Source organism: Paraburkholderia metrosideri (genome assembly GCF_904848625.1).
Lineage (GTDB): Bacteria > Pseudomonadota > Gammaproteobacteria > Burkholderiales > Burkholderiaceae > Paraburkholderia > Paraburkholderia metrosideri.
In genome coordinates, this window is record NZ_CAJHCP010000006.1 from 452,757 (window position 1) to 479,489 (window position 26,733).

General features: G+C 60.1%; 24 protein-coding genes and 1 pseudogene. 10 read left to right on the plus strand and 15 right to left on the minus strand.

Translation table 11 applies throughout. The features are described 5' to 3' along the window. Positions 1–6 precede the first annotated feature (6 nt). The 4 genes and pseudogenes from LMG28727_RS15685 to LMG28727_RS15700 all read left to right on the plus strand — a co-directional run. Positions 7–213 (plus strand): annotated as a pseudogene (locus LMG28727_RS15685) (AMP-binding enzyme); the annotation flags it as partial. An 8-nt stretch (positions 214–221) separates the two neighbouring features. Next, the gene (locus tag LMG28727_RS15690; protein ID WP_201643241.1) at positions 222–1,070 is read left to right on the plus strand and encodes an alpha/beta fold hydrolase; all 849 of its coding nucleotides are present in this window, start codon (positions 222–224) and stop codon (positions 1,068–1,070) included. A gap of 319 nt (positions 1,071–1,389) precedes the next feature. Beyond that, complete coding sequence (locus tag LMG28727_RS15695) at positions 1,390–1,671, plus strand: hypothetical protein (RefSeq protein ID WP_236591934.1); 282 nt, start codon at positions 1,390–1,392, stop codon at positions 1,669–1,671. Positions 1,672–1,738: 67 nt separating this feature from the next. After that, positions 1,739–3,850, plus strand: a complete 2,112-nt coding sequence (locus LMG28727_RS15700; protein ID WP_201643243.1) for a phosphocholine-specific phospholipase C — start codon at positions 1,739–1,741, stop codon at positions 3,848–3,850. A 93-nt stretch (positions 3,851–3,943) separates the two neighbouring features. Here the strand turns inward: LMG28727_RS15700 and LMG28727_RS15705 are convergent, their stop codons facing one another. The 8 genes from LMG28727_RS15705 to LMG28727_RS15740 are packed head-to-tail and all read right to left on the minus strand — an operon-like array spanning position 3,944 to position 10,966. Then, a complete protein-coding gene (locus LMG28727_RS15705) occupies positions 3,944–5,233 on the minus strand; it encodes an MSMEG_0569 family flavin-dependent oxidoreductase (RefSeq protein ID WP_201643244.1) in 1,290 nt (429 codons plus the stop codon). Positions 5,234–5,259: 26 nt separating this feature from the next. Next, positions 5,260–5,544, minus strand: a complete 285-nt coding sequence (locus LMG28727_RS15710; RefSeq protein ID WP_201643245.1) for an MSMEG_0570 family nitrogen starvation response protein — start codon at positions 5,542–5,544, stop codon at positions 5,260–5,262. Between the two features lie 14 nt (positions 5,545–5,558). Beyond that, the gene (locus tag LMG28727_RS15715) at positions 5,559–6,728 is read right to left on the minus strand and encodes an MSMEG_0565 family glycosyltransferase (protein ID WP_201643246.1); all 1,170 of its coding nucleotides are present in this window, start codon (positions 6,726–6,728) and stop codon (positions 5,559–5,561) included. Beyond that, positions 6,725–7,708, minus strand: a complete 984-nt coding sequence (locus tag LMG28727_RS15720) for a sll0787 family AIR synthase-like protein (protein ID WP_201643315.1) — start codon at positions 7,706–7,708, stop codon at positions 6,725–6,727. Before LMG28727_RS15720 ends, LMG28727_RS15715 begins: the two co-directional genes overlap by 4 nt. Before the next feature lie 14 nt (positions 7,709–7,722). Continuing rightward, positions 7,723–8,322, minus strand: a complete 600-nt coding sequence (locus LMG28727_RS15725) for an MSMEG_0567/Sll0786 family nitrogen starvation N-acetyltransferase (protein WP_201643247.1) — start codon at positions 8,320–8,322, stop codon at positions 7,723–7,725. 2 nt (positions 8,323–8,324) lie between these two features. Next, the gene (locus tag LMG28727_RS15730; RefSeq protein WP_201643316.1) at positions 8,325–9,395 is read right to left on the minus strand and encodes an MSMEG_0568 family radical SAM protein; all 1,071 of its coding nucleotides are present in this window, start codon (positions 9,393–9,395) and stop codon (positions 8,325–8,327) included. Positions 9,396–9,408: 13 nt separating this feature from the next. Beyond that, the gene (locus LMG28727_RS15735; protein WP_201643248.1) at positions 9,409–10,455 is read right to left on the minus strand and encodes a Nit6803 family nitrilase; all 1,047 of its coding nucleotides are present in this window, start codon (positions 10,453–10,455) and stop codon (positions 9,409–9,411) included. Positions 10,456–10,483: 28 nt separating this feature from the next. Beyond that, positions 10,484–10,966: an MSMEG_0572/Sll0783 family nitrogen starvation response protein gene (locus LMG28727_RS15740; protein ID WP_201643249.1), complete on the minus strand. Its 483-nt coding sequence runs from the start codon at positions 10,964–10,966 to the stop codon at positions 10,484–10,486. A 363-nt stretch (positions 10,967–11,329) separates the two neighbouring features. Between LMG28727_RS15740 and LMG28727_RS15745 the strand changes: the two genes are divergently transcribed. Further along, positions 11,330–12,721, plus strand: a complete 1,392-nt coding sequence (locus tag LMG28727_RS15745; protein WP_201643250.1) for an aminotransferase-like domain-containing protein — start codon at positions 11,330–11,332, stop codon at positions 12,719–12,721. Between the two features lie 260 nt (positions 12,722–12,981). Continuing rightward, a complete protein-coding gene (locus tag LMG28727_RS15750) occupies positions 12,982–14,781 on the plus strand; it encodes a methyl-accepting chemotaxis protein (RefSeq protein WP_201643251.1) in 1,800 nt (599 codons plus the stop codon). Between the two features lie 45 nt (positions 14,782–14,826). Here the strand turns inward: LMG28727_RS15750 and LMG28727_RS15755 are convergent, their stop codons facing one another. After that, entirely contained in the window at positions 14,827–15,207 is a 381-nt protein-coding gene (locus LMG28727_RS15755; protein WP_201643252.1) for a DUF5594 family protein, read from the minus strand. Positions 15,208–15,398: 191 nt separating this feature from the next. Here LMG28727_RS15755 and LMG28727_RS15760 point away from each other — a divergent pair, with 191 nt between their 5' ends. Continuing rightward, the gene (locus LMG28727_RS15760; protein ID WP_201643253.1) at positions 15,399–15,776 is read left to right on the plus strand and encodes a hypothetical protein; all 378 of its coding nucleotides are present in this window, start codon (positions 15,399–15,401) and stop codon (positions 15,774–15,776) included. Between the two features lie 26 nt (positions 15,777–15,802). On the opposite strand, the gene LMG28727_RS15765 is transcribed toward LMG28727_RS15760, so the two are convergent. The 5 genes from LMG28727_RS15765 to LMG28727_RS15785 form a co-directional block, all read right to left on the minus strand. After that, complete coding sequence (locus LMG28727_RS15765) at positions 15,803–16,153, minus strand: ribbon-helix-helix domain-containing protein (RefSeq protein WP_201643254.1); 351 nt, start codon at positions 16,151–16,153, stop codon at positions 15,803–15,805. Between the two features lie 153 nt (positions 16,154–16,306). Further along, entirely contained in the window at positions 16,307–17,893 is a 1,587-nt protein-coding gene (locus tag LMG28727_RS15770; protein WP_201643255.1) for a GMC family oxidoreductase, read from the minus strand. A 47-nt stretch (positions 17,894–17,940) separates the two neighbouring features. Continuing rightward, complete coding sequence (locus LMG28727_RS15775) at positions 17,941–18,600, minus strand: tat (twin-arginine translocation) pathway signal sequence (protein ID WP_201643256.1); 660 nt, start codon at positions 18,598–18,600, stop codon at positions 17,941–17,943. A gap of 55 nt (positions 18,601–18,655) precedes the next feature. After that, the gene (locus LMG28727_RS15780) at positions 18,656–19,054 is read right to left on the minus strand and encodes a VOC family protein (RefSeq protein ID WP_201643257.1); all 399 of its coding nucleotides are present in this window, start codon (positions 19,052–19,054) and stop codon (positions 18,656–18,658) included. A 340-nt stretch (positions 19,055–19,394) separates the two neighbouring features. Next, the gene (locus LMG28727_RS15785; protein ID WP_201643258.1) at positions 19,395–21,056 is read right to left on the minus strand and encodes an acyl-CoA synthetase; all 1,662 of its coding nucleotides are present in this window, start codon (positions 21,054–21,056) and stop codon (positions 19,395–19,397) included. Between the two features lie 330 nt (positions 21,057–21,386). Here LMG28727_RS15785 and LMG28727_RS15790 point away from each other — a divergent pair, with 330 nt between their 5' ends. Continuing rightward, on the plus strand, positions 21,387–22,256 hold the full coding sequence (locus LMG28727_RS15790; RefSeq protein ID WP_201643259.1) for a hypothetical protein: 870 nt from the start codon (positions 21,387–21,389) through the stop codon (positions 22,254–22,256). Positions 22,257–22,265: 9 nt separating this feature from the next. Here the strand turns inward: LMG28727_RS15790 and LMG28727_RS15795 are convergent, their stop codons facing one another. Continuing rightward, the gene (locus tag LMG28727_RS15795; protein WP_201643260.1) at positions 22,266–23,174 is read right to left on the minus strand and encodes a LysR family transcriptional regulator; all 909 of its coding nucleotides are present in this window, start codon (positions 23,172–23,174) and stop codon (positions 22,266–22,268) included. A gap of 142 nt (positions 23,175–23,316) precedes the next feature. Here LMG28727_RS15795 and LMG28727_RS15800 point away from each other — a divergent pair, with 142 nt between their 5' ends. Together LMG28727_RS15800 and LMG28727_RS15805 are read left to right on the plus strand one after the other, a co-directional pair. Continuing rightward, entirely contained in the window at positions 23,317–25,437 is a 2,121-nt protein-coding gene (locus LMG28727_RS15800; protein ID WP_201643261.1) for a 3-hydroxyacyl-CoA dehydrogenase NAD-binding domain-containing protein, read from the plus strand. 81 nt (positions 25,438–25,518) lie between these two features. Further along, entirely contained in the window at positions 25,519–26,727 is a 1,209-nt protein-coding gene (locus tag LMG28727_RS15805) for an acyl-CoA dehydrogenase family protein (RefSeq protein WP_201643262.1), read from the plus strand. Positions 26,728–26,733: the final 6 nt, after the last annotated feature.

Genomic DNA, 26,733 nt, shown 5'->3' on the forward strand with positions numbered 1-26,733 from the left:
TGAGGAGACCCCGCGCGTCTCGTGAAGACCCGCGCGTTCGTCGTCTTGAAGCGTGAGTTCGCGCCGTCTGAGATACTCGCGGATGAGTTGAAGGCCTTTGTCAAAGACCGGCTTGCGCCGCACAAATATCCGCGTGACATCGTATTCGCCGACGATTTGCCAAAAACCGCCGCCGGCAAGATTCAACGTTTCAAGCTGCGCGAACAGTCATAAGGTGATTCATGCACAACCCAGCCGCCGGCACCATTGCCGCTAGCGCCAATACCTCATCAGCCAACAGTTTCGTCGAATTGCCCGCTACGGCTTCTCATGGCCCATTGCGTATCGAATACCGCTGGCTCAATGAAGCGGCGGCGAATGCGCCGCTTGCCGTGTTTCTGCACGAAGGACTCGGCTCGATTGAGATGTGGCGCGACTGGCCGCAAGCGTTATGCGAGCGACTCGGCATGCGTGGGCTCGTCTATTCGCGGCCCGGCTATGGGCGCTCTACGCCACGCCCGCACGAAGTGAAATGGCCGATCGATTTCATGACAGCGCAAGCGCGCGACATCCTCCCCGCATTGCTCGACGCACTCGACATCAGCGTGTCCGGGCGCCAGCAGATGTGGGTGATCGGCCATAGCGACGGCGGCTCGATCGCGTTGCTGTATTCGGCGCTGTATCCCGACGCGCTGGCCGGCGTTGTCGTCATTGCACCGCATGTATTTGTCGAAGATATTTCGGTGGAAAGTATTGCTCAAACAAAGCACCTATACGAGACCACCGACCTGCGCAGCAGGCTCGCGCGCTATCACGCCGATGTCGATTCCGCGTTCTACGGCTGGAACGACATCTGGCTGAATCCAGCCTTCCGGCAATGGACGATGACCGCAGAACTATCGTCCATTCGCCAGCCGCTGCTGGCGATACAGGGACACGACGACAACTACGGCACGATGGCCCAGATCGACACGATCGCCGCCCACGTACCGCATGCACGTCTGGTCAGGCTCGACGCGTGCGGACACTCACCGCATCGCGACGCCCCGGAAAAATTGAACGAAGCGATTGCGGCATTTGTTTTGCGTTAGCGGCCTGCGCTCAGAGCAACGTCGACAAACCGAGCGCCAACAGCGACGCCAGTCACCCCACGCGTTCGGCCGTCGGTGCCGGTTTCTTATCGGGCAATGCTACCGTCGGGATCAAGACGATCGTCCCGATCCAAGGCTGACCGCCTTCCCATTCCTCACGACCTATTCACAAAACTTACACAGGTCAGCGATTAAGCTGCTGCATCGCTGACCTCGGCACACGCATGCCCTGGCAAGCCCTTCCCATGCCGGAGACAGTGTTATGCCCGTGGTGTCGAAGCCCGCTCCTGCGCGAAAGCGCAAACGTTTGGCTGCCGTCATGATCGCCGCATCAGTTTGCCCATTGATCGGTGCATGCGGCAACGACGACCAGCCCACCGGCACCACCACAGCGAATCCGAGTTCTTCCAATAGTCCCGCGGACAACCCCAGCGCGCAGATGTCTGCGCAAGACAATCCGCTAGCCGCATCACCCGTACCTGCCGCCGTCACGATTCTGTCTCCCGCACTACCCGCATTACCCGCATCTGGCGCTGACGCAGCGTTGTCCGCCGCTGCATCCACGCCGCTCGCCACACCCATCATCCATACTGCCGATTGAGTGTCGCGCCGCTCATGCTCGCGTGCGTGGCGTGCTGCTCCTCCACCGAAGATCGAGAGCCATCACCATGACTTCAAAAAATCGCCGTGATTTTCTGCGCTCTGCCGCTCACGCAGCAGGTTCCGCCACCGCGTTGAGCATGTTGCCGCTGGGCATTCGCAACGCGCTGGCTCTGCCCGCCAACAACAAGACCGGCACGATTCGGGACGTCGAGCATATCGTCGTGCTGATGCAGGAAAACCGTTCATTCGATCACTACTTCGGCACACTCAAAGGCGTGCGCGGTTTTGGCGACACGCGCGCAATCAATCTGCCCAACGGCAAGCCGGTCTGGTATCAACCGCTCGCAGCGGATTCCGGCTACGTATTGCCGTTTCGGCCCACCGCGCCGAATCTGGGCCTGCAATTCCTGCAAGACCTGGCGCACGACTGGGGCACGACGCATACCGCATGGAACGGCGGCCGTTACGACCAATGGGTGCCGTCTAAAGGCACCACGACGATGGCCTACCTCACGCGCGACGACATTCCGTTTCACTACCAGCTCGCCGACGCATTCACCATCTGCGACGCCTACCATTGTTCGCTGATGGGACCGACTGACCCGAACCGCTACTACATGTGGAGCGGCTGGGTCGGCAACGACGGCAGCGGCGGCGGTCCGGTGATCGACAACTCGGAACTCGGCTATGGCTGGTCCACGTATCCGGAAGTGCTGCAAAACGCGGGCATCACGTGGAAGATCTACCAGGACATGGGCACCGGTCTCGATGCAAATGGCTCATGGGGCTGGACACAAAACCCGTACATCGGCAATTACGGCGATAACTCGTTGCTCTACTTCAATCAGTATCGCAACGCGCAAGCGGGCAACCCGCTATACGACAACGCGCGCACCGGTACCAATGCCGCCAAGGGCGACGGCTACTTCGACATACTCAAACGCGACGTGCAGAACAATGCACTGCCGCAAGTCTCGTGGATCGTCGCGCCCGAAGCGTATTCCGAGCATCCGAACTGGCCGACGAATTACGGCGCGTGGTACATCGACCAGGTGTTGCAGATCCTGACGTCGAATCCCGATGTGTGGAGCAAGACCGTGCTGCTGGTCAACTACGACGAGAACGACGGCTTCTTCGATCACATGCCGCCGCCGTTCGCACCGTCCACGAGCGCGAACGGTCTGTCGACCGTCGACACCAGCAACGAGATCTTTCCCGGCAATTCGACCACGCCTGCCGCGCCTTATGGCCTCGGTCCTCGCGTGCCGATGATCGTCGTGTCGCCATGGTCAAAAGGCGGCTACGTGTGCTCGGAATTGTTCGACCATACGTCGGTGATCCGCTTTATCGAAAAGCGCTTTGGCCAGCAGCACAACCTCGGCGAATCGAACATCACGCCGTGGCGTCGCGCAGTTTGCGGCGATCTGATGTCGGCGTTCAACTTCAGCAACCCGAACGACGCTGTGCCGACATTGCCAGACACGAGCGGCTACGTGCCGCCCGATCAGAATCGTCACGCGGATTACGTGCCGCTTCCACCTGCTGTACAAGCGGTGCCGCAGCAGGAACCGGGCGTCCGTCCCGCTCGCGCGCTCCCGTATGAATTATTCGTGCACGTGCAAGGCGAAGGCTCGGCCAGCAAGCTCACGATGCGCTTCATCAACACGGGTCGCGCCGGTGCAGTGTTTCTCGTCTACGCCGCGCAAGGTCTGAACGCCCCGCTCACTTATACCGTCGAAGCCGGCAAGCGCTTGCAGGATCAGTTGCCGCTCAATGCGGACGGCAGCTACGACTACACGGTGTACGGACCGAACGGCTTTCTGCGCCGCTTTGCGGGCAAAGTGGTCGCGCACAACGGGTGGGGCGGATCGGAAACGGCCCGGCCGGAAGTTGCCGAAGGCTATGACGTGTCGAATGGCAATCTGCAATTGCGGCTGGAAAATGTGGGCAGTGCGCGTTGCCAGTTCACCATCGTGAATGCGTACGACGCGAATAACGTGATCAGGAATTCGGTACGCGGCGGGGATACCGGGCAGCTTTATCTCGATCTGCGAAATGCGCATGGCTGGTACGACCTGACTATTACCGTCGATACGGATTCGTCATTCATGCGGCGCCTGGCGGGGCACGTCGAAACCGGCAGGAGCAGCGTGAGCGATCCGGCGTTGGGTAGCTGAGATTCTGTTAAGCGTTTTGATAGATAACAACGGCCGCTACGCTTTGCGCGCGGCCGTTTTATTGTTGTTCTGCAAGCGTTTGCCGATGTCCTTTCATGCGGCAACCGCGGCTGTCAACGAAGCGCGCTCCTGCGCCTTCTCACGAATCGCGTGCACGATGAACTCCGCATCGCGCGCAACGCCGGAAAAGCGTCCAGAACCCCACGTATGCAGCCACGGCAAGCCGACGAAGTACAGACCGTCGATTGGCGTGATACCGCGCGTATGCGCCGGATAGCCGCGTCCGTTGAACACGGGTGCATCGAGCCAGCTAAAGTCCGGCGTAAAGCCGATGCACCAGATGATCGCCGCAATGCCGCTCGTCTCGACATCCAGCGTGGTCCGTTCTTCCGCTGGCCGCCAGGCCGGTTCGTACGCGGCACCCTCTGGCGCCGCAATGCCGTGCTTCTCAATGAAGCCGTCGATGCTGGCATTGATCCGGTTATACGTGTCGTCGGCCGAATCGAGATTGGACCCGAGTGTAGGTGCGAAATAGAATTGCCCCTCGCGCAGATCGTCGAGCCGACCGTATAGCTCCATGCCTTCGGCAGCGAACTTGCGCAGATCGATATCGCGTCCGCCGTCGCGGCCTGTCACATAGTGATTGGTGTTGTCGCGCACGCCTTCGCGCAACGGGTGTTTTTCGACCGGCATGTCGTAATATTGCATGTCGGCGAGCCAGTCGACCACGTCGCGACCCCGATAGAAACGCGCGCAACGTGGCGCTTCGCCCACGGCGAGCACGACTTTGCGTCCTGCCAGATGCAGGTCCTCCGCGATCTGCGCGCCGGATTGGCCGGTCCCGACCACCATCACCGCACCTTCGGGCAACGACTGCGGATTCCGATAGGCGGACGATTGCAACTGCACGATATGAGCCGGCAAACGTTCAGCAAGACGCGGCACGATCGGCGTGTGATATCCCCCTGACGCTACGACGACCTGATCAGCGGTGAAATCTCCGCGCGTTGTCGAGATCGCGTACACGCCGTCGTCACGCTGTTTCACCCGCCTGACTTCCGTACGCTCGAGCACCGGTGCATCGACGTGCGCGATAAAGCCGTCGAGGTACTGGATGATCTCGTCCTTCTTCATGAAACCGTGCGGGTCGTCGCCCTGATACGGATAACCCGGCAACGCGCATTGCCAGTTCGGCGTGACCAGACAGAACGCATCCCAGCGTTGCTCGCGCCACGTGTGCGTCACTGTGTTTCTTTCCACAACCAGATGGTCGATACCGGCCTGTTTCAGGTGATAGCTGACCGACAGACCCGCTTGTCCGCCGCCGACAACGAGCACGCCGTAGTGCCCGTCGGCGTGTGCGTGATGTGCTGGATTCGACATGATGCGTCCTCTAAAAAAATAACTGTCTAGCTGAACTCGATAACCTTGACCGTCGCATCCGGTTGATCGCGAAAGCGCTCGGCGTCGTGCTCGATCTGCGCTAACTGGTCCATCGCCGCTGAACACGCGAAGCCGTATTTCTCCCGCACACGTTCGGATGCGATATTCAGTGCCTGTCGCGAGCGGGTGACGAAATCGTCGAGTTGATAGGCTTCGCCCGGCTTAAAAAAGTCGCCAATGACGAGTGACGGCGAATAACAATTCGCTTCGTCGCCGTCCGGCCATTGAATTCGAAAGTGCATGACAGGCATCGCAATTCCTCAAATCAGTTAATAGGCAAAGCATGCTTCGCCAGAAAATGGCGATACGCATCGACGTGACGCTGCGCACTCGCATGCCAGCTAAATCGGGCGAGCAACGCTGGGACCGCGTGAGCGAAATCGAGCGTGTTTTTGTTGAGCGCGTCGAGCAACGCGGACGTGATCGAATCGATATCCGTGGGATCGGCCCAGCAGCATGTCGCGTCATCGAGATATTCGGTGAATGGCGCAATTGCCGAGGCTACGACCGGCGTTCCGCTGGCGAGCGCCTCCAATACGACGAGGCCGAATCCTTCGCGTAGCGAAACCATCGACAACACGTCGGCGACACGAAATAGCGCCGGCATTGCGGCGTCTTCCAGTGGGCCGGTCACGATCACGTTGTTGTGTGGGCCGACAGAAAGATCCAGTTCCGCGGCTCGTTGGAGCACGCTGCGGGTGTAAGCGTCATGGTCGAGCAGGCTCGCGCCGCCAGCGATCACAAGTTGCGCATTGGGCTTCACGTCGCGAATCGACGCAAAAGCTTCGAGCAGCGCCAGGGTGTTCTTGCGCGCTTCGACACCGCCTACTGCCAGAACGACCGGACCGACGCCGATACCGAAACGTCGTCTGATTGGCACATCGTGATGGTCCGCGCGCGGAGAGAAGCGTGTGATGTCCACGCCGTTCGGCACCGTGATCGCGTGAATGCCGCACAACGATCGCAATTCACACGTCCAGATATCGCTTACGCACAGCACCTGATCGGCGTCCTGATACGCACGCCGCTGCCATGCAGCCAGACGTGGATTATCGAAATGATCAAGATGATGCACAGTGCGCACGAAACCCTGAATACGCGCTTGCGCTTTCAATTCCGCCAGCGCGTTCCCGCTGATACTGTCCTGCGCATGCAACACATCGAACGAGGTCGCATCCTGACTGATCAATGCACGATGAAATGCATCGATTCTCGCTTCCACCATGTCGACGGTAGTTGCCTGCGGCAATGTGATCGGTGCATACACCACGCGGCACGGCGGCAAACGGAATAGCGTTTCACCTGGCCCGGCGGGTGCGAACACCGTCACGTCATGCCCGATCGACGTCAACGCGCTTGCCAATTCAAGCGTGTGCACCACTCCGCCGCGCGGGTTGACCGAATGCGTCAGCAACGCGATACGCAGAGGATTCATCGCGGGCTGTCCTTCGCGACGATAAACGGCTCGCGTCTGAAGTCCCACAATACGGCCGAGTCATCTTGCTGATGCAGCGATACTTCAAGCGAATCATCCACCATGCCGATCGCCGAACAGGCGAGCGCGCGTGAATTGAACAACGCCTGCACCGCTTCAACCTTGTCCTGACGCACCGACAGTAGATAACCGAAGCTCGGAAACGCCGTCACCCAACGTGAGAACGTCACACCGGCGGGTTTTGGAATACGCGTGAGATCGATCCGGGCGCCCACCTGCGAGCATTCGAGCAACATCAGCGCCGTACCTAACGTTCCCGCCATGCTGATATCTTTAGCCGCATCGCACAGTCCGCTCTCAGCGAGTTGCGGCAACAGTTCCAGATCTGCGCGCAGACGTTCCGACGGTGCATCTACTGAAGCATTCCAGAAAGGATACGGTTCTTCGAAATGACCACGCAGATCGACTGCCATCATCAGTGTGTCGCCCGGTTTGGCGTTGAAGCTCGATAGCAGTGCTTTCGCGCGACCGATAATCGACACCGCCAATTGCGCGGCATCGCTGCGCGTATTCGTGTGACCGCCGACAATCGGCACACCATACGCAACCGACGCGGCCGCCATCCCCGCCAGCACCTGATCCGCTGCGGCGATACCATGGCTCCATAATGCGTCGACAACGGCCAGCGGTCTGCCGCCCATTGCATAGATATCGCTTACGTTGACCATCACACTGCTGTAGCCCGCGAACCACGGCATGGCACCGACAAAATCGCTGACCATCCCTTCGATCGCGAATAGCAGATAGCCATCGCCGTCGGCAAGTGCTGCGCAATCGTCGCCCAACCCCACCGCTTGCGCGAGATCATGTGTGCCACCGGGCAAACGACGCGCAAGCGAGCCGACTACGTCGGCAATATCCGTCTTGTGCCGGAAGCCACGGCTTTCCCGCAAGCTGGCGACGAGGTCGGCTGCCCGCATGCCATTCATGTCATTCATGCCGCTCTCCGCAGAGGAGAACGCTGTGACTGCTGCGTCAGCGTCACGAAGCCGCCATGGGGCGTCGCGCACGGCGGGTATGCATGCAGTTGCGCCTGCATCAGATGATGGGGCCTGCCCAGTAAAGTCTCTTCGGCGAGGACGTCCCAATGCATTGCCTGAAACAGCGGCACATTCTGACTCTGTACATGCGCAAGAAACGTTTCGCAATCTAGCGCATGCGCGCTACTTACCGCGAGGCGAATCAGCGTTGCACCGATCTTTCCATATCGACGGAATGCGGCGTGGACAGCGAGCCGCGAACCGAACCATACATTGTCGTGATCGCGATGAATTCGCACCGTGCCGACCACCTGTTCCGGCATGCCCGCCACGCAACTCACCGCCACCAGTTGCTGCGCATGCTGATCGATATCGTCCCGATCGTCGCCGACAAAAATGCCCTGCTCGATGCAGAACACCGCACGTCGCAACCGGAACGCCTCTTCAGCTTCCCAATCGAGCGTGGTCCATTTGATGCGGAATTCGCTCGGCATGTACGGCACAACATCCGCTTCGCCGTCGAGTGCTTCGCCTGCAATCGCCTCACCGAACATGGTCACTCCTCGTACGATGACAGTGACGAACAGGCGCCGCATTTGCCGCAGCCTGCCTTGATATCGCCCGAACGCATCGCTGCGGCGTTGAGCATCGCACCAAGGGGTTGCAGAACCGACTTCATGAATTCCGGCGTCGGTGCAGGATGATCTTCGAGCGGCGTGCCGCTGATCGGCACGAACGGCACGACGAATGGATAGACGCCAAGATCGATCAATTCGCGCGACATGGTGAGAATGGCTGCGGCGCTATCGCCCAGTCCCGCGAGAATGTACGTGCTGACCTGTCCGCGTCCGAACACGGCCACTGCGGCCTTGAACGCGTCCATATAACGCGTGAGCGGCACACTCGCCTTGCCCGGCATGATGCGTTCGCGCAAAGCCGGTGTGACCACTTCCAGGTGCATGCCTAGCGTGTCGATACCACTCGCTTTCATCCGCGCGAACCAGCGGTCATCGTCGGGCGGCTCGCATTGTGCCTGGATCGGCAGATCGACGGCGGCCTTGATCGCGAACGCGCTCTCGCACAGAATCTGCGCGCCGCGATCGGGAGTCGGCGGCGTGCCGGTAGTCAGCACCATATGCTTGACGCCATCGAGCAATACGGCTGCACGCGCTACCTCCGCGAGTTGTTCTGGCGTCTTGCGTGCAATCGTGCGGCCCGCCGCGAGCGATTGGCCAATCGCACAGAACTTGCAACTCTTGCGGCGGCTCTCGTAGCGAATGCAGGTTTGCAATACCGTCGTCGCCAGAACGTCCGCGCTGTGCAATGCCGCGATATGCGAGTACGGCACGCCATCCAGCGTCTGCATGCCGTAAAAGCGCGGCGCTTTCGGAAAGCTGATATTCGCAATCGGAATCGTGCCGCGAAGCAAGGCGCTCGAACCGGTCGAGTCGGGCGCCTGCGCGACGAACGGCGAGTGCCACGCCGTACTCGTATGCACAGGCACCATGATCGTCACGCCGTCGACGGTCACCGCCTTGTGATCCGACGGACCCGCACCGCCGCGCCGGCTAGCCGCGCCCGCATCGGGAGAGACAAGCCGCAGGCCGGTCGACTGCAATTCGGTCATCAATTGACGGCTTTCAGCCGACAGCGTCTCGCTGGAGTTCATCGCTCGCTCCTACGGTTGGGTTGAAATCGGCACTCTCCGCGCTCATTGAACCGGACCAGCCCTGCATCGGCGCAACGGTTTCAGCGGGGCGCCGGTTGATCGCGAGGCTCAGCAATTCGGGCCGCGCGTAATGACCGACCGAATCCATCATGCGTTTGCGTTTGGTGATCAGCGACATGTCGAGATCGGCGATCACCATGCCCTCGCCTTCACGCAACGGCTGCGCGAGATGCTGACCTTCAGGCGACACGATCGCGGTATTGCAGCCGCCGCGCAGTGCTTTCTGCAAGTTCGTATCCGGCGTGACCGAGGCGATCTGCGCCTCTGTCAGCCATCCTGTCGCGTTGACGACAAAGCAACCCGACTCCAGTGCGTGATGACGAATCGTCACCTCGATCTGTTCGGCGAAAATTGGCCCAACCAGTGAACCGGGAAACTGGCTGCAATGAATTTCTTCATGCTGGGTCATCAACGCGTAGCGCGCGAGCGGGTTGTAATGCTCCCAGCAGGCCAGCGCACCGACCCGGGCGATGGCCGTGTGCGCGACTTTCAGACCCGCTGCATCGCCCTGCCCCCAGATCATCCGTTCGTGAAACGTCGGCGTGATCTTGCGGCGTTTGAGCACCAGTTGACCGTCCACGTCGAAGATCAGTTGCGTGTTGTAGAGGCTGCCGTGATCGCGTTCATTCACGCCAAGCACCACCACCATCCGGTGCAAACGCGCGCGCTCGGCCACCGCCTGCGTCACCGGGCCCGGCACGATCACGGCTTCCTCGTAGAGTTTCATGTGATCCGCGCCGGAGGCGACGGGCGGCCGTACGAAAGAAAAGTACGGGTAATAAGGCACGAAAGTCTCGGGGAACACGATCAGCTGCACGCCTTCGCGCGCCGCTTTTTCGATCGCCTCGCAGACCTTGTCGAGCGTGCCGCCGCTGCGTTCGAAGTCCGGTGCGATCTGGACTGCGGCCGCGCGCACGATGCGCTTGCCGGTCGGTTTAACAGCCGATGTGTCGGACATGGTGGTCACTCGCGTTTGGTCAGTTTCGTCAAACCGTCCACGTATGAATGATCAGCGCATTGTCCTTCCGATGCAGCAACTGGATGTCGAGCACATCGAGCGGACTGACCGGGCGAATGCCTTCGATCAGCGACGCTTCACCGTGACCGTACAACGCCTGCAGCGCAAAGCGGCACGCGTAGACCTTGCCGCCTTCTTCCATGAACTTCATCAGTTGCTTGTTGAAGTTCAGGTGGCCGGGAAAGGCCTCATCGCCAAGCGTCGGAAAGCCACGTTGCAGACCCAGCGTGACACCGGGCCCATATAGCAGCACCGACGTTTCAAAGCCTTTGCGCAGCAGGCGGGTGGCCTGCAGCAGATTGACGAAGCCAATCGAGCCTTCAAACGCGACTGTATGGAACGTGACCAGTGCTTTCTCGCCCGGCTCCGCTTTCACGTCCTCAAAGACTTTCTCTTCGTAGTCGACAAGGTAATCGCCTTTCTGATGCAGCGGTTTATTGACGGCTGGCATGACACTCTCCGATCAGGTTTGCTAAGTAAAAGAGGAAGCGCGTTCAGGCTGTGCGCACTTCCTCTAATGCAACGCCCGTGCCATTGATTGGCCGTGAAAATGCGATCAATCCGCAATCAATTGCGTGTCGATTCGAAGTGCGACCTGAAAAAATTTTCGGCTGAAGGTTGCACGAAGGTTGCGTATAGGCAAAGCGTGACAGGCGATTGCCGTTCGAACCGCCAGATCGCACCAGGCGGGTGCGGTTTGGCAGAACCAGCGTGTCGGCGTGGTGCAGTCATTCACCAAGGTCGATCAATCCGATCATTGAGCCGCCGCCAATCCGATCATTGTCTTTTCACCTCAAAGCGAAGCCCAGACGCAATGAATAGCCCGACGCATCACTGGATCAAACGTCTTGCCGACATCCGCAAGCCGGCCTATCTCGCGATTCCCGATCTGATCGAAGAAGACCTCGCCACCGGACGGTTGCGTCCGCGTGACCGTCTGCCAGGGTTGCGCGATCTCGCCGAAGAACTCGCGTTGAACTACACGACCGTCGCGCGCGCGTATGCGGAAGCACGCAAGCGCGGACTGCTGGATTCGCGCGCAGGCAGCGGCACATTCGTGCGCGGCCGCACGGCCACGCTGCCGTTAGCCGGTGGCAGCAGCATCGAAATGTCGATGAACACCCCGCCCGAGCCACCCGACCACGCGATGCGCCTGCGCGATTCGGCCGCTCGCCAGATGGCAGCGTGCGATCCCTATCAGTTGCTGCGCTATCAGGATTTCGGTGGCTCGGCCGCCGACAAGGACGCGGGCGCCGAGTGGCTGAAGCGGCGCGTGCCGCATTGCGACGCGCAGAACGTGCTGGTCTGCCCCGGCATTCACAGTGCACTGGTCGCGCTCGTCTCGCAACTGGCACGGCCCGGCGGCACGATCTGCCTCGATACGCTGGCCTACCCCGGCATCAAGGCCATCGCCGCACAACTTGGCGTACGCCTGCAGGCACTGCCACGCGATGACGACGGCCCGCTTGCGCATGCTTTCGAAGCGCTGTGCAAAACGGATAAACCCAGTGCGCTCTATTGCAATCCGACCTTGCAGAATCCGAGCACGCTGACGCTCACGCATAAGCGGCGCGAGGCACTCGCCGACGTCGCATTGCGCTACAGCGTGCCGATCATCGAAGACGACGCGTACGCGATGCTGCCGCAAAGCGCGCCCGACGCGCTCGCGAGTCTCGCGCCGGAACTGACCTACTACGTCACGGGTTTATCGAAGAGCTTCGGCGCAGGCTTGCGCGTCGCGCATCTGCATGCGCCGACGGCCCGACAAACGCAACGCCTGGCCGGCGCACTGCGCGCGACCACGGTGATGGCGAGTCCGTTCACCGTGACGCTCGCCACGCAGTGGATCGCCGACGGCACCGCGCTCGACATGCTCAACGCGATCCGCAACGAATCGCGCGCCCGCCAGACGATTGCGTCGCGGGTACTCGAAGCGTGGCCCTACGAAGCGCATCCGGACGGCTTTCATCTGTGGCTACCCGTGCCGGTGGAAAGCGGCTGGAGTGCGTCGGAACTCGCGCTGCAATTGCGTAATCAGGGAATTGCCGCAGTCGCGGGCGCCGCATTTTCAACCGACGGCAATCCGCCTAACGCCATGCGCGTTTGTCTCGGCGGCTCGAAAACGCGTGACGAATGCGAACAGGCGCTGCACATCGTGGCGGAAACACTCGAGCATCCCCATCATCTGCATTCGCCGGTAATGTAGTGCGGACTCACGTTGTCGTCGTATGTATACAACGGCGGGCGACTCGCGATGCTTGCGCTATTTCAGCGTCGACGGAAAAAGCTGCCAGCGCGACCAGTTTTTTTTGACGAAGCCGTTGACCGCTGCGTGCGGCTTCGCGCCGAAGCTTAAGAAACTGAAAGTATTCAACGCTCAAGTCTGCAGCGGTGAAGCCGTATACGCGGATGAGGCGCCTGCCTCGCCGATTACGGCTCACCGCTCACTCCAACACCATTCCCGACATGTTCTCCTCAATTCGTGCGCGCATCGTCGCCCTGTGCGTCGCTATCGTTGTGGTTGCGCTCGCTGCCAACGCGGCTCTCAACTATGTCGTCACCAACTCGTATAACAACGATACGATCAACAGCAACCTGACCGCAGTCGAAGCCGGTCACGCCGACGGCATCGCTGATTGGGTCGCGTCCAACAGCCAGATGATCAACTCGCTGCAGGACACGGTGCTGCAAGCCGATCCGGTCCCCGCGTTGAAACAGACGGCCGCAGGCGGCGGATTCACTAACGTGTACGTGGGTTTCGCAGACAAGACAGCGAAGTTCTCCGACGCCACCGGCATTCCCTCCGACTACGATCCGACCGGCCGCCCGTGGTACAGGCAGGCCGTCGCAGCGGGCAAGCCCGTGGTGACGCCGCCGTATGTCGACGTAGGCACCGGCAAGCTGGTGGTCGCGTTCGCCGCGCCCGTGGTGCGCGACGGCGCGGTGAAAGCCGTTCTCTCCGGCGACGTCGCGATGGACAGCGTGATCGCCAACGTCAAGGCGATTCACCCCACACCGTCGAGCTTCGGCATGTTGATCGATGCGAGCGGCCACATCGTCGCGCATCCGGACGCGAAGCTGACTTTGAAGCCGGTGTCGGACCTCGTGCCCGCGCTGACCAGCGACAAGCTCTCCGCACTTTTCAGCACCGACCGTCCGCTCGAAATGGATGTGAATGGCAGCACGAAACTGTTGCGCGCACAGGCCATTCCCGGCACCGACTGGTACGTCGTCGTCGCGCTCGATAAAGATGAAGCGACGGCGGGCATGCGCTCGGCGCTGACCACTTCGTTGATCGCGTTGATCGTGATCGCCGGCATCGCCGCGGTGATCGTCGCTGCGGTGACCGCTGTTTCGTTCCAGCGCCTGTCGAAAGTGCGCGATGCGATGGACGCTATCGGCTCCGGTGAAGGCGATCTGACGCAACGCCTGCCTGCACTCGGCAACGACGAGGTTGCGCAGATCGCAAGGTCGTTCAACACCTTCGTCGACAAACTCAATCACGTGATGCGCCAGATTCGCGATGCCAGCGAATCGGTGCGGGTCGCCGCCAATGAAATTGCAGCGGGTAACGTCGATCTGTCCGGACGCACTGAATCGGCTGCGGCGAGTCTGCAGCAGACCGCTGCGTCGATGGAAGAAATCACCGCGACGGTCACGCAATCCGCAGGCGCGGCGAAACAGGCCGACCATTCCGCCGTGTCCGCCTCGCAAGTTGCTTCGCGCGGAGGCGTGGTGATCTCCGAAGTGATTACGACAATGGGTGAGATCGAGAAGGCCTCGGTGAAAATCTCCGACATCATCGGCGTGATCGACGGGATTGCGTTTCAGACTAACATCCTCGCATTGAATGCGGCGGTGGAGGCTGCGCGTGCCGGTGAACAGGGTCGCGGTTTCGCGGTGGTGGCCGGTGAAGTGCGCAGTCTCGCGCAGCGCAGCGCGCAAGCCGCGAAAGAAATCAAGGCGCTGATTGAAGCGACGGTGGCAAGCGTCACGTCAGGTTCAGGACAGGTGCGCCAGGCCGGTCAGACGATGACGGAAATCGTCGCGAACGTCGCCAGCGTGACAACGATCATTTCCGAAATTACGCAGGCTGCCAACGAGCAGAATCGCGGCATCCAGGAAGTGAATCGTGCCGTGAGTCAGCTCGATGAAATGGTTCAGCAGAATGCAGCGCTGGTCGAACAATCGACGGCGGCGGCGACTGCATTGCAGGGTCAGGCGGTGAGTCTGTCGAGCGCGGTCACGCAATTCAAGCTGGATTAGTCTGTTGATGAATACGCGCACCGTAAGTGAGCCATTGCGCGTTTCTTACGATTCGAAATCGAGCCCGCCAAGCAATGCGACGGGCTCACCTTGCGTATGCGTCAGAAAGTCCAGTTCGCGTGCGTGGGTCCATGCCGTCAATTTGCGCGGCAGCGCGGCGAGATAGCCGGCGAAACGAGCTTGCCCCGGCTCCTCCACCAGTCTCTCTATCTCGTCGCTATCCCACGTTAAATAAAGATTCAATGGATGCGCGTAGTGGCCCAGATCTTCGAGTGGGGTGGCGTAAATCCGCACGCGAGTGGGATGGCCGTGGCCGCCATACGGCAGCACTTCGGTATGCACGGTGGTGGGAAAACAGGCGGCAATCGCCTCTGCGATTCGAGGCGCAAACTGTTCATCGAAACGGGCGGCACTCTCCGGGCGCATCTATGTCTCCGATCTTTATACGCGATTAGCGAAGCATCGTAGCATGCGGGCGTTGCGTCGCCTGGTGCGTCGGTTGTTGTTTATGCGCCGCGTTTTTCTCGTGTGATCGCGATGTCGGCCACCGAAGTCTGTTCGGCTCTCAGGGAGTTTTCTATAATCCGCGCCTGGACCGCACAACAAGAGACTGATAAATGTTTACACCCCGGTTCAATGTCCGGCTTTTGATTTTCATCGCAGGGAGTGGCTTGCTCGGCAATCACGCTGTTGCGGCCGATCTGATCGCCACGAAGCCTGGTGTCATGTGTACTTCGACTCAGGCGCTCGCTCAACTCACGCTGCCCGACGGCAACAGCCGCAGCCACGGTGACACCGTTACGCCCGCCCAACTCGCTGAGGCGCAAACAGGCGGCTGCGTCGATATTCAGCCGGGCATGACAGTGAGTGTGCAAGCGGCGCACAAGAATACGTCGGTAGTCAGCTACCAGCGGCCAGGGTCAAGTGCGCAGGAGACCTTCGTCATACCGAACATCGATTTCGTTCCGGTCTTCGCGGAAGACGACGCGCCGTAATCGCCATCGCACACTGATGCGCCGGATCAAACGGTCTTCAGGATTCGCGGTCTCGTTTCGTTGACCGCGGCCGCGAGTTCCGGCGTTGCTTCCGCTGCATTCGTGCTGTTTTCCTTACGCATCGACAGATAACGCAAACAGCACACGCGCAGAAACGACGCGAAATTAGTCGGCATTTCGCCGCGCAACGCGATCAATTCGTCATACAGCTTCACTGCAAACTGACTGGTCGTCATGCTCTCGCGCGCGGCGATTTCATGCAGCACGTCCCAGAACAGATTCTCCAACCGGACCGTGGTGATCACCCCGTGAATCCGCAACGAACGGGTGCGCGATTCATACAGGATCGGATCGGCGTTAATGTAAATCCCACACATGGCGTGCACTCCCTGATTGAGCACGACGCGCGGTGACCCGCTTCACTACGTCACCGCACGCCGCCCTTCTCCGCCAACATACGCCGGCATCCGGGGTCCGACAATCGCGTCGAACCCGAACGCCGCACTCAGCTACTCAACCGCTGCCCCGCGTTACACGGAGCGTTTGCTCATCTGCGACGCAATGTGGTCGGCCTGGCGGATTGCCAGCGTAACGATCGTCATCGTTGGATTCTCGGCCGCACCGGTCGTGAACTGACTGCCATCGGAGATGAACAGATTCGACACTTCGTGGGTCTGGCCGAAACTGTTGCACACGCCGTCTTCTGCGCGTGCGCTCATGCGTGCGGTGCCCAGGTTATGCGTCGACGGATACGGCGGTACGCGATACACCGTCTTCGCACCCGCCGCTTCGTACACCGCCGTGCCCTGCTTGAACGCGTGTTCGCGCATCGCCTCGTCGTTCGGATGATCGTCGAAATGCACGTTGGCGACCGGCTGACCGTATTGGTCTTTCACGTCGGTGTTCAACGTCACGCGATTGTTTTCGCGCGGCATATCCTCGCCGACGATCCACATCCCCGCCGTGTACGCATACTGATCCATCGCCTGAGTAAAAGTGGGACCCCACGCGCCGGGGTCGAGAAACGCAGCGTAAAACGGCAGCCCGAGCGAAATGGTTTCCATGTGATAGCCGCCCGCGAAGCCACGCTGCGGATTGAACACCGCTTCGTCTTCGATAATGCCGGCCATCGTGGTGCCCTTGAACATGTCCACCTTGTCGTTGAACACCGCGTACACAGACCCCGTGGTGTGGCGCATATAGTTGCGGCCGAGTTGCCCCGAGCCATTCGCCAGACCTTGCGGAAACTTGCTCGAATGCGAGTTCAACAAAAGGCGCGGCGTTTCAATCGAATTGCCGGCTACCGCAACGATGCGCGCTTTTTGCCGCTGCAATTTGCCATTGCTGTCGTAGTACAGAACCTCTTTCGCTTTGCCCCGTGCATCGATTTCGATTCGTACGACATGCGCCTGAGTACGCATTTCCATGTGACCGGTGGCTTGCGCTCGCGGCAGTTCCGTATAAAGCGTCGACCATTTCGCGCCGGTGCGGCAGCCCTGAAAACAGAAACCGCGCTGGAAACAATGCGCGCGATCGTCGCGCACGATGCTATTGATCGCCATGTGCCCGGTGTTGCATTCCTTGTAGCCGACTTTCATCGCGCCGGCTGACATCACCTTGAAGTTGTTGTTGCCCGGCAAGCCTGGCAAACCATTGGTACGTGTCACGCCCATCTTCGCCTGCGCGCGGTCGTAGTACGGATCGAGTTCTGCGCGCGTCAATGGCCAGTCGAGCAGATTGGCGTCCTTGATATCGCCGTATGTCGTTTTGGCCTTGAACTCGTGCGGCTGGATTCGCAGGCTAGCGCCCGCCCAATGTGTGGTCGTGCCGCCAACGGTTTTGCAAATCCATGCGGGCAGATTCGGAAAGTCCTTCGCCACGCGCCAACTGCCGGACGTCGTGCGTTTATCGAGCCACGCCAATTGCTGGAATGACGCCCATTCCTCGGTCACGTAGTCGGCTTGCGTATGCAGCTTGCCCGCTTCCAGCACGACGACGTCGATACCCTTTTGCGCCAGCTCGTTCGCCAGCGTACCGCCGCCCGCGCCCGAACCGATGATCACGACGACCTTGTCGTCGTTGTGCGAAAAACGCACCTTGTTGTTGTCCTGATCCATGCTCTGTCTCCGCTGATTGTGCGATGTTCTGGCTGTCTGCCGGCTGATTAGCTATCGGTCGGAATCGGACCGCTGGCACCCGGCGGCGGATTGGGCAACCACGAAAGACTGTCGAAGCCTTTGGTCAGGTACCCGCCATCGCCCTCGGCCGCGCCATAGCCAAAATGCGCGTAGGCCATCGTGTTGCTATACAGCGAGACAATCGCCGTGCTGCGTACCGTGTTGAAAAATGGCGATCCCGCCAGCGCCGCGACATCCTCTGCCTGCGCGGCGGGCGTGCGGGTGAGCCAGTCCGAGCCCGCTTTCGCGTCGAGTTGTTTGACGCCGTCCGCAAGTTGCTGACGCACCGCCGGATCGGCCTTCGCTTTTGCGTCGAGATCTTTAACCACTAGCGCGTAGACCGCCGTGTCGAGCGTGGCATGCGGGTAGAGCTGACGGGTGAACGCAAGTATCACTTCGCCTTGATGGGTATCGAGACCCTGGAGTTCGAGCGCCCACGCACGGCTCGGTGCGAGCGTCGACAGTATTGAAGAGAATGCGAGCGTGCCCATTAGCACGCCGGTGCCTCTTAGCAGTTCGCGTCGCGTGAGCGGAATGCGCAACGCCGCAGAAGCTGCCCGCGCCGCGTGGTCTTCGTGGGGGTGATCGTGATGATGCGCATGGGACGCGTGATCGGACGCGACGATCGGAATGACCGCTTTTTTCATGTCTGTCTCCTTGTGGGGCAATGCAACTACGCGCGGCGGCCGCCTGGATTACTTGCTATTGATAGTGGCCGTAGCGTTCCAGCACTTCAATCTTGTAGCCATCGGGATCCTGAATAAAAAAGTAACGCGCCAGTAGCTCGCCGTTATCGTTATGAAATTCGCGCAGATCGTTGGGGGTCATGCCGAGATCGATCAGACGTTGGCGTTCTCCTTTCGCATCGTCGACACAGAACGCCACGTGACCGTAGCCGTCACCGTGCGAATACGGTTCGGCGCGACCTTTATTCCACGTGAGTTCGATTTCCGCGTCGGCCTCGCCGTTGCGCAGATAGACGAGTGAGAACTCCGGAAAGTCGAGCCGGTGCGCTACGTCGAAGTTGAAAGCCTTTTGATAGAACTGCAGCGAGCGCGGCAGATCCTGCACCCGAATCATCGTGTGGATGAGTTTGGCCATCGGTGTCCCCTCCTGTTTGAATGAAGTTTAGGAGGCCCGACACGCGAGTGGTAATGCACGGCTAAATCGTTCCAGGGACTTGCCCTATGTTGCAGGCGCGTCGCGCATCTGACATTTGATGCAGGTTGGAACAGGCAAGCACTCAGGGACGGGACGCCGCGTCAGGTTGCGATGCAGCACCCGGCCTCGCGCACTGTCACTGGGGATTACGGCATCAGGCAAAACCCGATAACGATACAGTGCGATGGTGTGTGCGGTAAAGCACGTTCAAGTCTGCTTTTCTTTTTGCTTAAACGGTCACGCATGAATGAGATGACGAACGACGATGCTCGCATCGCATTCAGGTTTTCGCCGCCGGTGGATTCGCTCGGTTGCCGACTTCCGCACGCAATGCGTTGCGAATCACCTTGCCAGTCGCTGTCATGGGAAGACTGTCGACGAAGCGTATCTCGCGCGGATATTCATGTGCGGCGAGCCGTGTTTTGACATGCTGCTGAATCTCGCGCACCAGCGCATCATCGCCGATAAACCCCGCTTTCAACACCACGAACGCCATTACGATTTCGGTGCGCTCGCTATCGGGTGCACCGATCACCGCAGCCATCGAAACGGCCGGATGGCGCAGCAACGAATCTTCAATCGACGCCGGTCCAATGCGATAACCGGCACTCGTGATGACATCGTCGCCACGGCCAACAAAACGAATAAAGCCGTCCACGTCGCACGTGCCGAGGTCGCCGGTTACGAGGAACCTGCCGCGAAATTTTTCGCGCGTCGCCGCTTCGTTGCCCCAGTAACCGAGAAACATCACGGGATCGGGCGAGGCCACCGCGATATCGCCGATCGCGCCTCGCGGCACTTCATTGCCATTCGCATCGATGATCGCCACATGATGGCCTGGCGCCGCGCGCCCGATCGCGCCGACGCTCGGCTCGAACAGCGCTGCGCATGACGTCACGACGACGTTGCATTCGGTCTGCCCATAGAACTCGTTGATCGTCACACCCAATGCCCGGCGTCCCCAGCCAATCAGTTCTTCGCCAAGCGATTCGCCGCCGCTTGCCACTGAGCGCAAGACCAGATTCCAGCGCTCGGGACGCTCGACGCCGCGCATCATCTTCAGCGCGGTGGGGGGGAGAAAAGTATGCGAGACCTCATGACGCGCCATCAGATCGAAAGCGGCCTCGCCGTCGAACTTCGCAAAGCGGCGCGCGAGTACCGCCACGCCGTGATGCCAGGACGGCAATAACACATCGAACAAACCGCCGATCCATGCCCAGTCCGCCGGGGTCCAGATTAGCGTGGCGTGCGCAGGAAAACCCTGTTGCGACATCTCGACACCCGGCAGGTGGCCGAGCAGCACACGGTGGCCATGCAACGCGCCCTTCGGCTTGCCCGTCGTACCCGATGTATAGATGATGATGGCGGGATCGTCCGCACTGGTGTCAACGGGAATGAAGTCGGCGGGCGCGCTGTTCAACGCGAGCCAGAATGAACGCACATGCGACGAGGCAGCCTCATCGTCCTGATCGTGATCGACGCTGAACACATCGCGTAATGCGGGCAACGACGCGCGGATTTCGTCGATCTTCTGCACACCGGCGCGATCGGTTATCAGCGCGACCGCGCCGCTATCGGCCAGACGATGCTCGATCGCATCCACGCCGAATAGTGCGAAAAGCGGCACGGCCACCATGCCGGCCTTGTATGCAGCGAGGTGCGCGATTGCCGTTTCGATCGACTGTGACAGGAAGATACCGACGCGGTCGCCGCGTTGCGCGCCGCACGCCTGCAATGCATTGGCAAAGCGGTCGGACAGCGTCTTCAACTGGTCGAACGTATAACGCGTTGCGTTGCCTTCCGCGTCTTCGTAGATCAACGCAAGCCGGCCTGACCCATCAGCCCATTTATCGCATACGTCGACGCCCATGTTGTAGCGCGCAGGAATGTGCCACGCAAAATTGTCTGTCAGCGATTCGTAGGTTTGGCCGTCGAGGTCCATTGCGTCTCCTTCGCTTCTTTATAGGGATCGAACTCTATGTTGCGCTCTTTCGAGCATTGATCTGGTTACCGACAGGCATTCAACGTGACCCGATTGAATTCGGTATGTATGACATCCCCGCCACTTTCCGGACCAATTTACCGGCAACCTCAACGATTCGCGACAACTGATGTGCATTTAACGACGATTGTGCAATGCGATAAATCTGCCGGTCTAGTATCCGGAAGACGGCTCGCCGGTACTGCGATGTCTGACTTCGCATGCCCGTCATTCGCGCTCCTCGTCAATGTGAGCCGCCCGTTTCAATGAACAGCCTCTTCGGGATACTTTATGAGCAAAGCGCGATTTGCGTCGTTCTGGCATGGCCCTGATCTCTCACCGTATGAACTGGCGTGCCTGAGATCGTTCACGGCCTATGGTAACGAAGTCGCTTTATATAGTTACCATGAAGTCAAGAATCTGCCGAAGGGCGTCGTCGCGAAAGACGCCAGCACGATACTTTCGTCCGACTCGTTGAATGACTTCCCCATTCACGGGGTGCCCTCCATGGCGCATTTCACGGATTATTTCCGATTCGTGATGTTCACCAGAACCGACGAAATCTGGGTCGATACCGACATGCTTCTATTGCGGGATTTCGATCTCGCGCTATCGGGCGACCTGATCGGCAAAGAATCGCCGACCAGCATTTGCACCGCCCTATTGCGTCTCGATCCGAATAACGCGCGCCTGCAGGATCTGATCAGACGGGTCGAGGGAATGAAGGGCACGCATATCAATTGGGGCGACACCGGTCCGCGCCTCCTCACTGCGGTGTACGGCGTGAAGGCGGGTTTGCCCGAGAGCGTGTTTTATCCGGTTCATTTCGACGACTACTACAAAGTATTTCTGCCGAAGTACATGGATGAATGCGCGGCCTTATGCAAAGACGCCTATACGCTGCACCTCTGGAATAATCGCGTCGTGAAGCTGGGACTGTTCAAGCGGATCGGACCGCCTGCTGGTTCGTTTCTGCACCACGTGTTCGCGACCTTGGGTTCAAATAATCTGTTCCACGAGTTCTATCCGTCCAGCGTGATGGAAACGATGATCGATAATGCGGTTCAGAAAGTCGGACGTGACGAAGGGGTTCGAAAACTCTTGCAGATAGGCGTCCCTCTGGTAAAGACGGCGATTGGGCGCAGACTCCGCCCTCAATAACACGGCAGGTCAAACAGAAAGTCCCCTGCCGCTGCCATGCGCCTGCTGCAAGATAAATTCGATAAAAGTCGCAGCAGCGCGCGTGTGATGCCGGTTCGGCATATAAAGCAGGTACATGTGCGTGCCAAAGATGCTTAGGCGCCATTCATCGAGTGTGGTCACGACATCGCCGCGTTTCAGATCGTCCTGCACGACGTAATCCGGCACGAGGCCAACGCCCAACCCAGCCTGGATGGCCTGACGCAAAAACAAAAAATTCTCGGAGATGAGGGTCGGCTCCAGCAGAACTTCGTGCCGTTCGTCGCGCAGATACGCGGCCACCCGCAACTGCCTGCCGACTACCGCTGCGGTGATAAGCGGCGCGGTACGCAAATCGTCGAGTTTCGCGGGCATGCCGTGCGTTTGCGCAAAAGCGGGCGAAGCGCATGCCACATAACTCACCGGCCCCATGTCGCGTGCCACCAGATTTTGCGGCGGCTCCGACATCACGCGTACGGCGATATCCACTTCGTCGCGCATCAGGTCTTCGACGCGGTTTTCAAAGAGCACGTCCAGCACGATGCCAGGATAAAGACGCTTGAACGCGATCAACCAGTCGGACATCACCAGCTGACCGTAGCCACTAGGCACACTGAGCCGCACGCGGCCTTGCAGGCTCTGCCCGAGCGTCGTCACCGATTCACGTGCGGCCAGCAGTGCATTCTGGATCGTGCGGCCATGCTCGTATAACTGCAGACCGATCTCGGTCGGCTCGACGCGCCGCGTGGTACGCCGCACCAGTTGCAAACCGATTGAACGCTCAAGCTGATTCAGGTGATAACTCACGTTCGCGCGGCTCATTTTCAGCCGGCGTGCGGCCTCGCTCAGATTGCCGGCGTCGAGAATGTCGACCAGCAGGGTCAGCGAGTTGACGTCCATGGCGGCGCCTTTGTCAAAATAATTTTGACAGTCTGTCAATCGTTGATGTGATTGTCAATAAACCTTGACCACTCCACAATCAGACAAATTCGCCAGACCCGGCCCGCCTACTGCCGCCGGCACACAAGTATGGAGACAACTGATGACCCTCACCCCTTCGACCGACGTTGTCACGCGCGAATTGCGCGGCAAAGTGCTGCTGGTCACCCTTGATCATGCACCGGTCAACGCGCTATCCGCCGACGTGCGGCGAGGCCTGCTGGCGGCCATCGAGGCCGCAGATAACGATCCGGCCGTGAAGGCCGTGCTGATCGTCGGCGCGGGCCGCAATTTCATTGCAGGCGCGGATATTCGCGAGTTCGGCAAGCCGCCGCTGCCGCCCGCATTGCCGGATGTCTGCAACCGCATCGAAGCATGCGCGAAGCTGGTGGTGGCCGCGATTCATGGCGCCGCGCTCGGCGGCGGCCTGGAGGTGGCGCTCGCCGCGCATTACCGGATTGCCGTCGACGGGGCGAAACTCGGCTTGCCCGAAGTACAACTTGGCCTGTTGCCGGGCGCGGGCGGCACGCAGCGCACGCCGCGTCTGATCGGTGCACAGGCCGCACTCGATCTGATCGTCAGCGGCCGGCATGCGGGCGCTAAAGAAGCGTTGGCGCTGGGTCTCATCGACCGCGTGGGCCACAGTGGCGATGTGCTGGCCGAGGGGCTCGCTTATGTGCAGGAACTGTTGGCCAGCCATGCGCCGGTGCGCCGCACGCGTGACGCGCTGGCACTCAGCGACCGTGCCGCGAGCCTCGCTGCCGTCGCTACCGCGCGTGCGGAGACAGCGAAAAAATCACGGGGTCTGTTCTCGCCGCTAAAAATTGTCGATGCCGTGCAGGCCGCGATCGAACAGCCCTTTGACGAAGGCCTGCGCGTCGAACGGAACCTGTTCCTGCAATGCCTGGACAGTCCGCAACGCGCCGGTCTGATCCACGCGTTCTTTGCCGAGCGCGAAGTACTCAAGGCGCCCGAAACCCGTCACGCAACGCCTCGCGCGCTGAACACGATCGGCGTGGTGGGCGGCGGCACGATGGGCGCGGGCATCGCCGTCGCGATACTCGACGCCGGCCTGCCGGTGACGATGATCGAACGCGACGACGCGTCGCTCGCGCGCGGCCGTGCACACATCGAAAAAGTCTACGACGGTCTGATCGCGAAAGGCCGTCTGAACGCCGAGAAGAAAGCCGACATCATGATGCGCTGGCAAGGCAGCACGTCATACGATGCGCTGGCCGGTTCGGACCTCGTGATCGAAGCCGTCTTCGAAGATATCGACGTGAAAAAGGCCGTATTTGCCGAACTCGATCGTGTTTGCAAGAAAGGCGCCGTACTCGCGACCAACACGTCCTATCTCGACATCGACGCGATAGCAGCCAGCGTCTCGCACCCTCAGGACGTGATCGGCCTGCACTTTTTCTCGCCGGCCAACATCATGAAGCTGCTGGAAGTCGTGGTGCCGAAGCAGGTCAGCGCGGATGTGGTCGCCACCGCCTTCGAACTCGCGAAGAAGCTGCGCAAGACACCGGTACGCGCGGGGGTGTGCGACGGTTTTATCGGCAACCGTGTGCTCGCGGTCTATCGCAGCGCGGCGGACGCGATGATGGAAGACGGCGCATCGCCCTATCAGATCGACGCGGCAGTGCGCGCATTCGGCTTCGCGATGGGGCCGTTCCAGGTGGTCGATCTTGCGGGCGGCGACATCGGCTGGGCCACGCGCAAGCGCCGCGCGGCAACTCGCAATCCGGCTGCGCGCTACGTGCAGATCGCCGACCGACTGTGCGAGCGAGGCTGGTTCGGCCAGAAGACCGGCCGGGGCTTTTATCTGTATCCCGAAGGTTCGCGCCATGGCGTGCCTGATCCGGAAGTCGAAGCAATCATCGACACCGAACGCACGCGTGCCGGCATCGCGCCGCGCACTTTCACCGATGACGACATCATGCGTCGCTACATGGCCGCGATGATCAACGAAGGCGCGAACGTCGTGCACGAAGGCATTGCGCTGCGTCCTCTCGATGTCGACGTCACGTTCCTGTACGGCTACGGCTTTCCGCGCTATCGCGGCGGTCCGATGAAATATGCGGACACCGTCGGCCTGCCGACGATTCTCGCCGACATACGCGAGTTCGCCAAAGAAGATCCGCTATTCTGGAAAGCGTCGCCATTGTTGATCGATCTCGTGGAACGCGGCGCGGATTTCGCGAGCCTGAATCAGACGGCCTGAAGCGGATAGCTGATCTTCTGAACCCTCTCGACCGGTGCTGAAACAAACACCGGTCTGCTCAAACTTTACGGAAGAACCGTCATGGATCTGAACTTCACTCCCGAAGAAGAAGCGTTTCGCGCAGACGTGCGGGCGTTCTTGCGCGACAGTTTACCGTCACGTCTATCCGGCAAAGTACACGGCGGCCGCCGGCTCACGCGCGACGACATGGCGCAATGGCACGCGATTCTGAATGCGCAAGGCTGGCTCGCGAATCATTGGCCAAAGGAATATGGCGGCCCCGGCTGGAACGCCGTGCAAAAGTTTATCTTCGAAAACGAATGTGCATTGGCAGGTGCGCCACGCGTGGTGCCCTTCGGCGTCAACATGCTCGGCCCCGTGCTGATCAAATATGGTAATGACGCACAAAAGCAGCATTGGCTGCCGCGCATTCTCGACGGCGCCGACTGGTGGTGCCAGGGGTACTCTGAACCGGGCGCGGGCTCCGATCTCGCCTCGGTTAAAACCAGCGCGGTGCGCGGCAACGACGATCAGGGCGAGTACTACATCGTCAACGGCCAGAAGACATGGACCACGCTAGGTCATTACGCGAACATGATTTTCTGCCTCGTGCGTACCGCGACCGACGTGCGCAAGCAGGAAGGCATCAGCTTCTTGCTGATCGACATGAATACGCCTGGCGTCGAGGTACGGCCCATCATCACGCTCGACGGCGAGCATGAAGTCAACGAAGTCTTTTTCACCGATGTGCGCGTGCCGGTCGCCAACCTCGTCGGCGAAGAGAACAAGGGCTGGACTTACGCTAAATATCTGCTCACCTATGAACGCACGAATATTGCGGGCGTTGGCTTCTCGGTGGCCGCGTTCAATCGCCTGCGCAAGATCGCTGCCAAACAGCGGCGCAATGGCCGGCCGCTGTCTGAAGACCCGACGTTCGCGGCGCGCATGGCACGCGTCGAAATCGATCTCGAGAACATGAAGACGACCAACCTGCGTGTGATCGCTGCGGTAGCAGGCGGCGGCGTGCCCGGCGCGGAAAGTTCGATGCTGAAGATTCGCGGCACCGAAATCCGCCAGGAAATCTCATCTCTCACGCGGCGTGCGATGGGGGCTTATGCACAGCCATTCGTTGAAGAAGCCTTGCACGATGGATTCGACGGCACACCGATTGGACCCGACGAAGCCGCGAGCGCCGCTTCGCTCTACTTCAATAATCGCAAGCTGTCGATCTTCGGCGGTTCGAACGAAATCCAGAAGAACATCATTTCCAAAATGATCCTCGGACTGTAAGGGGCG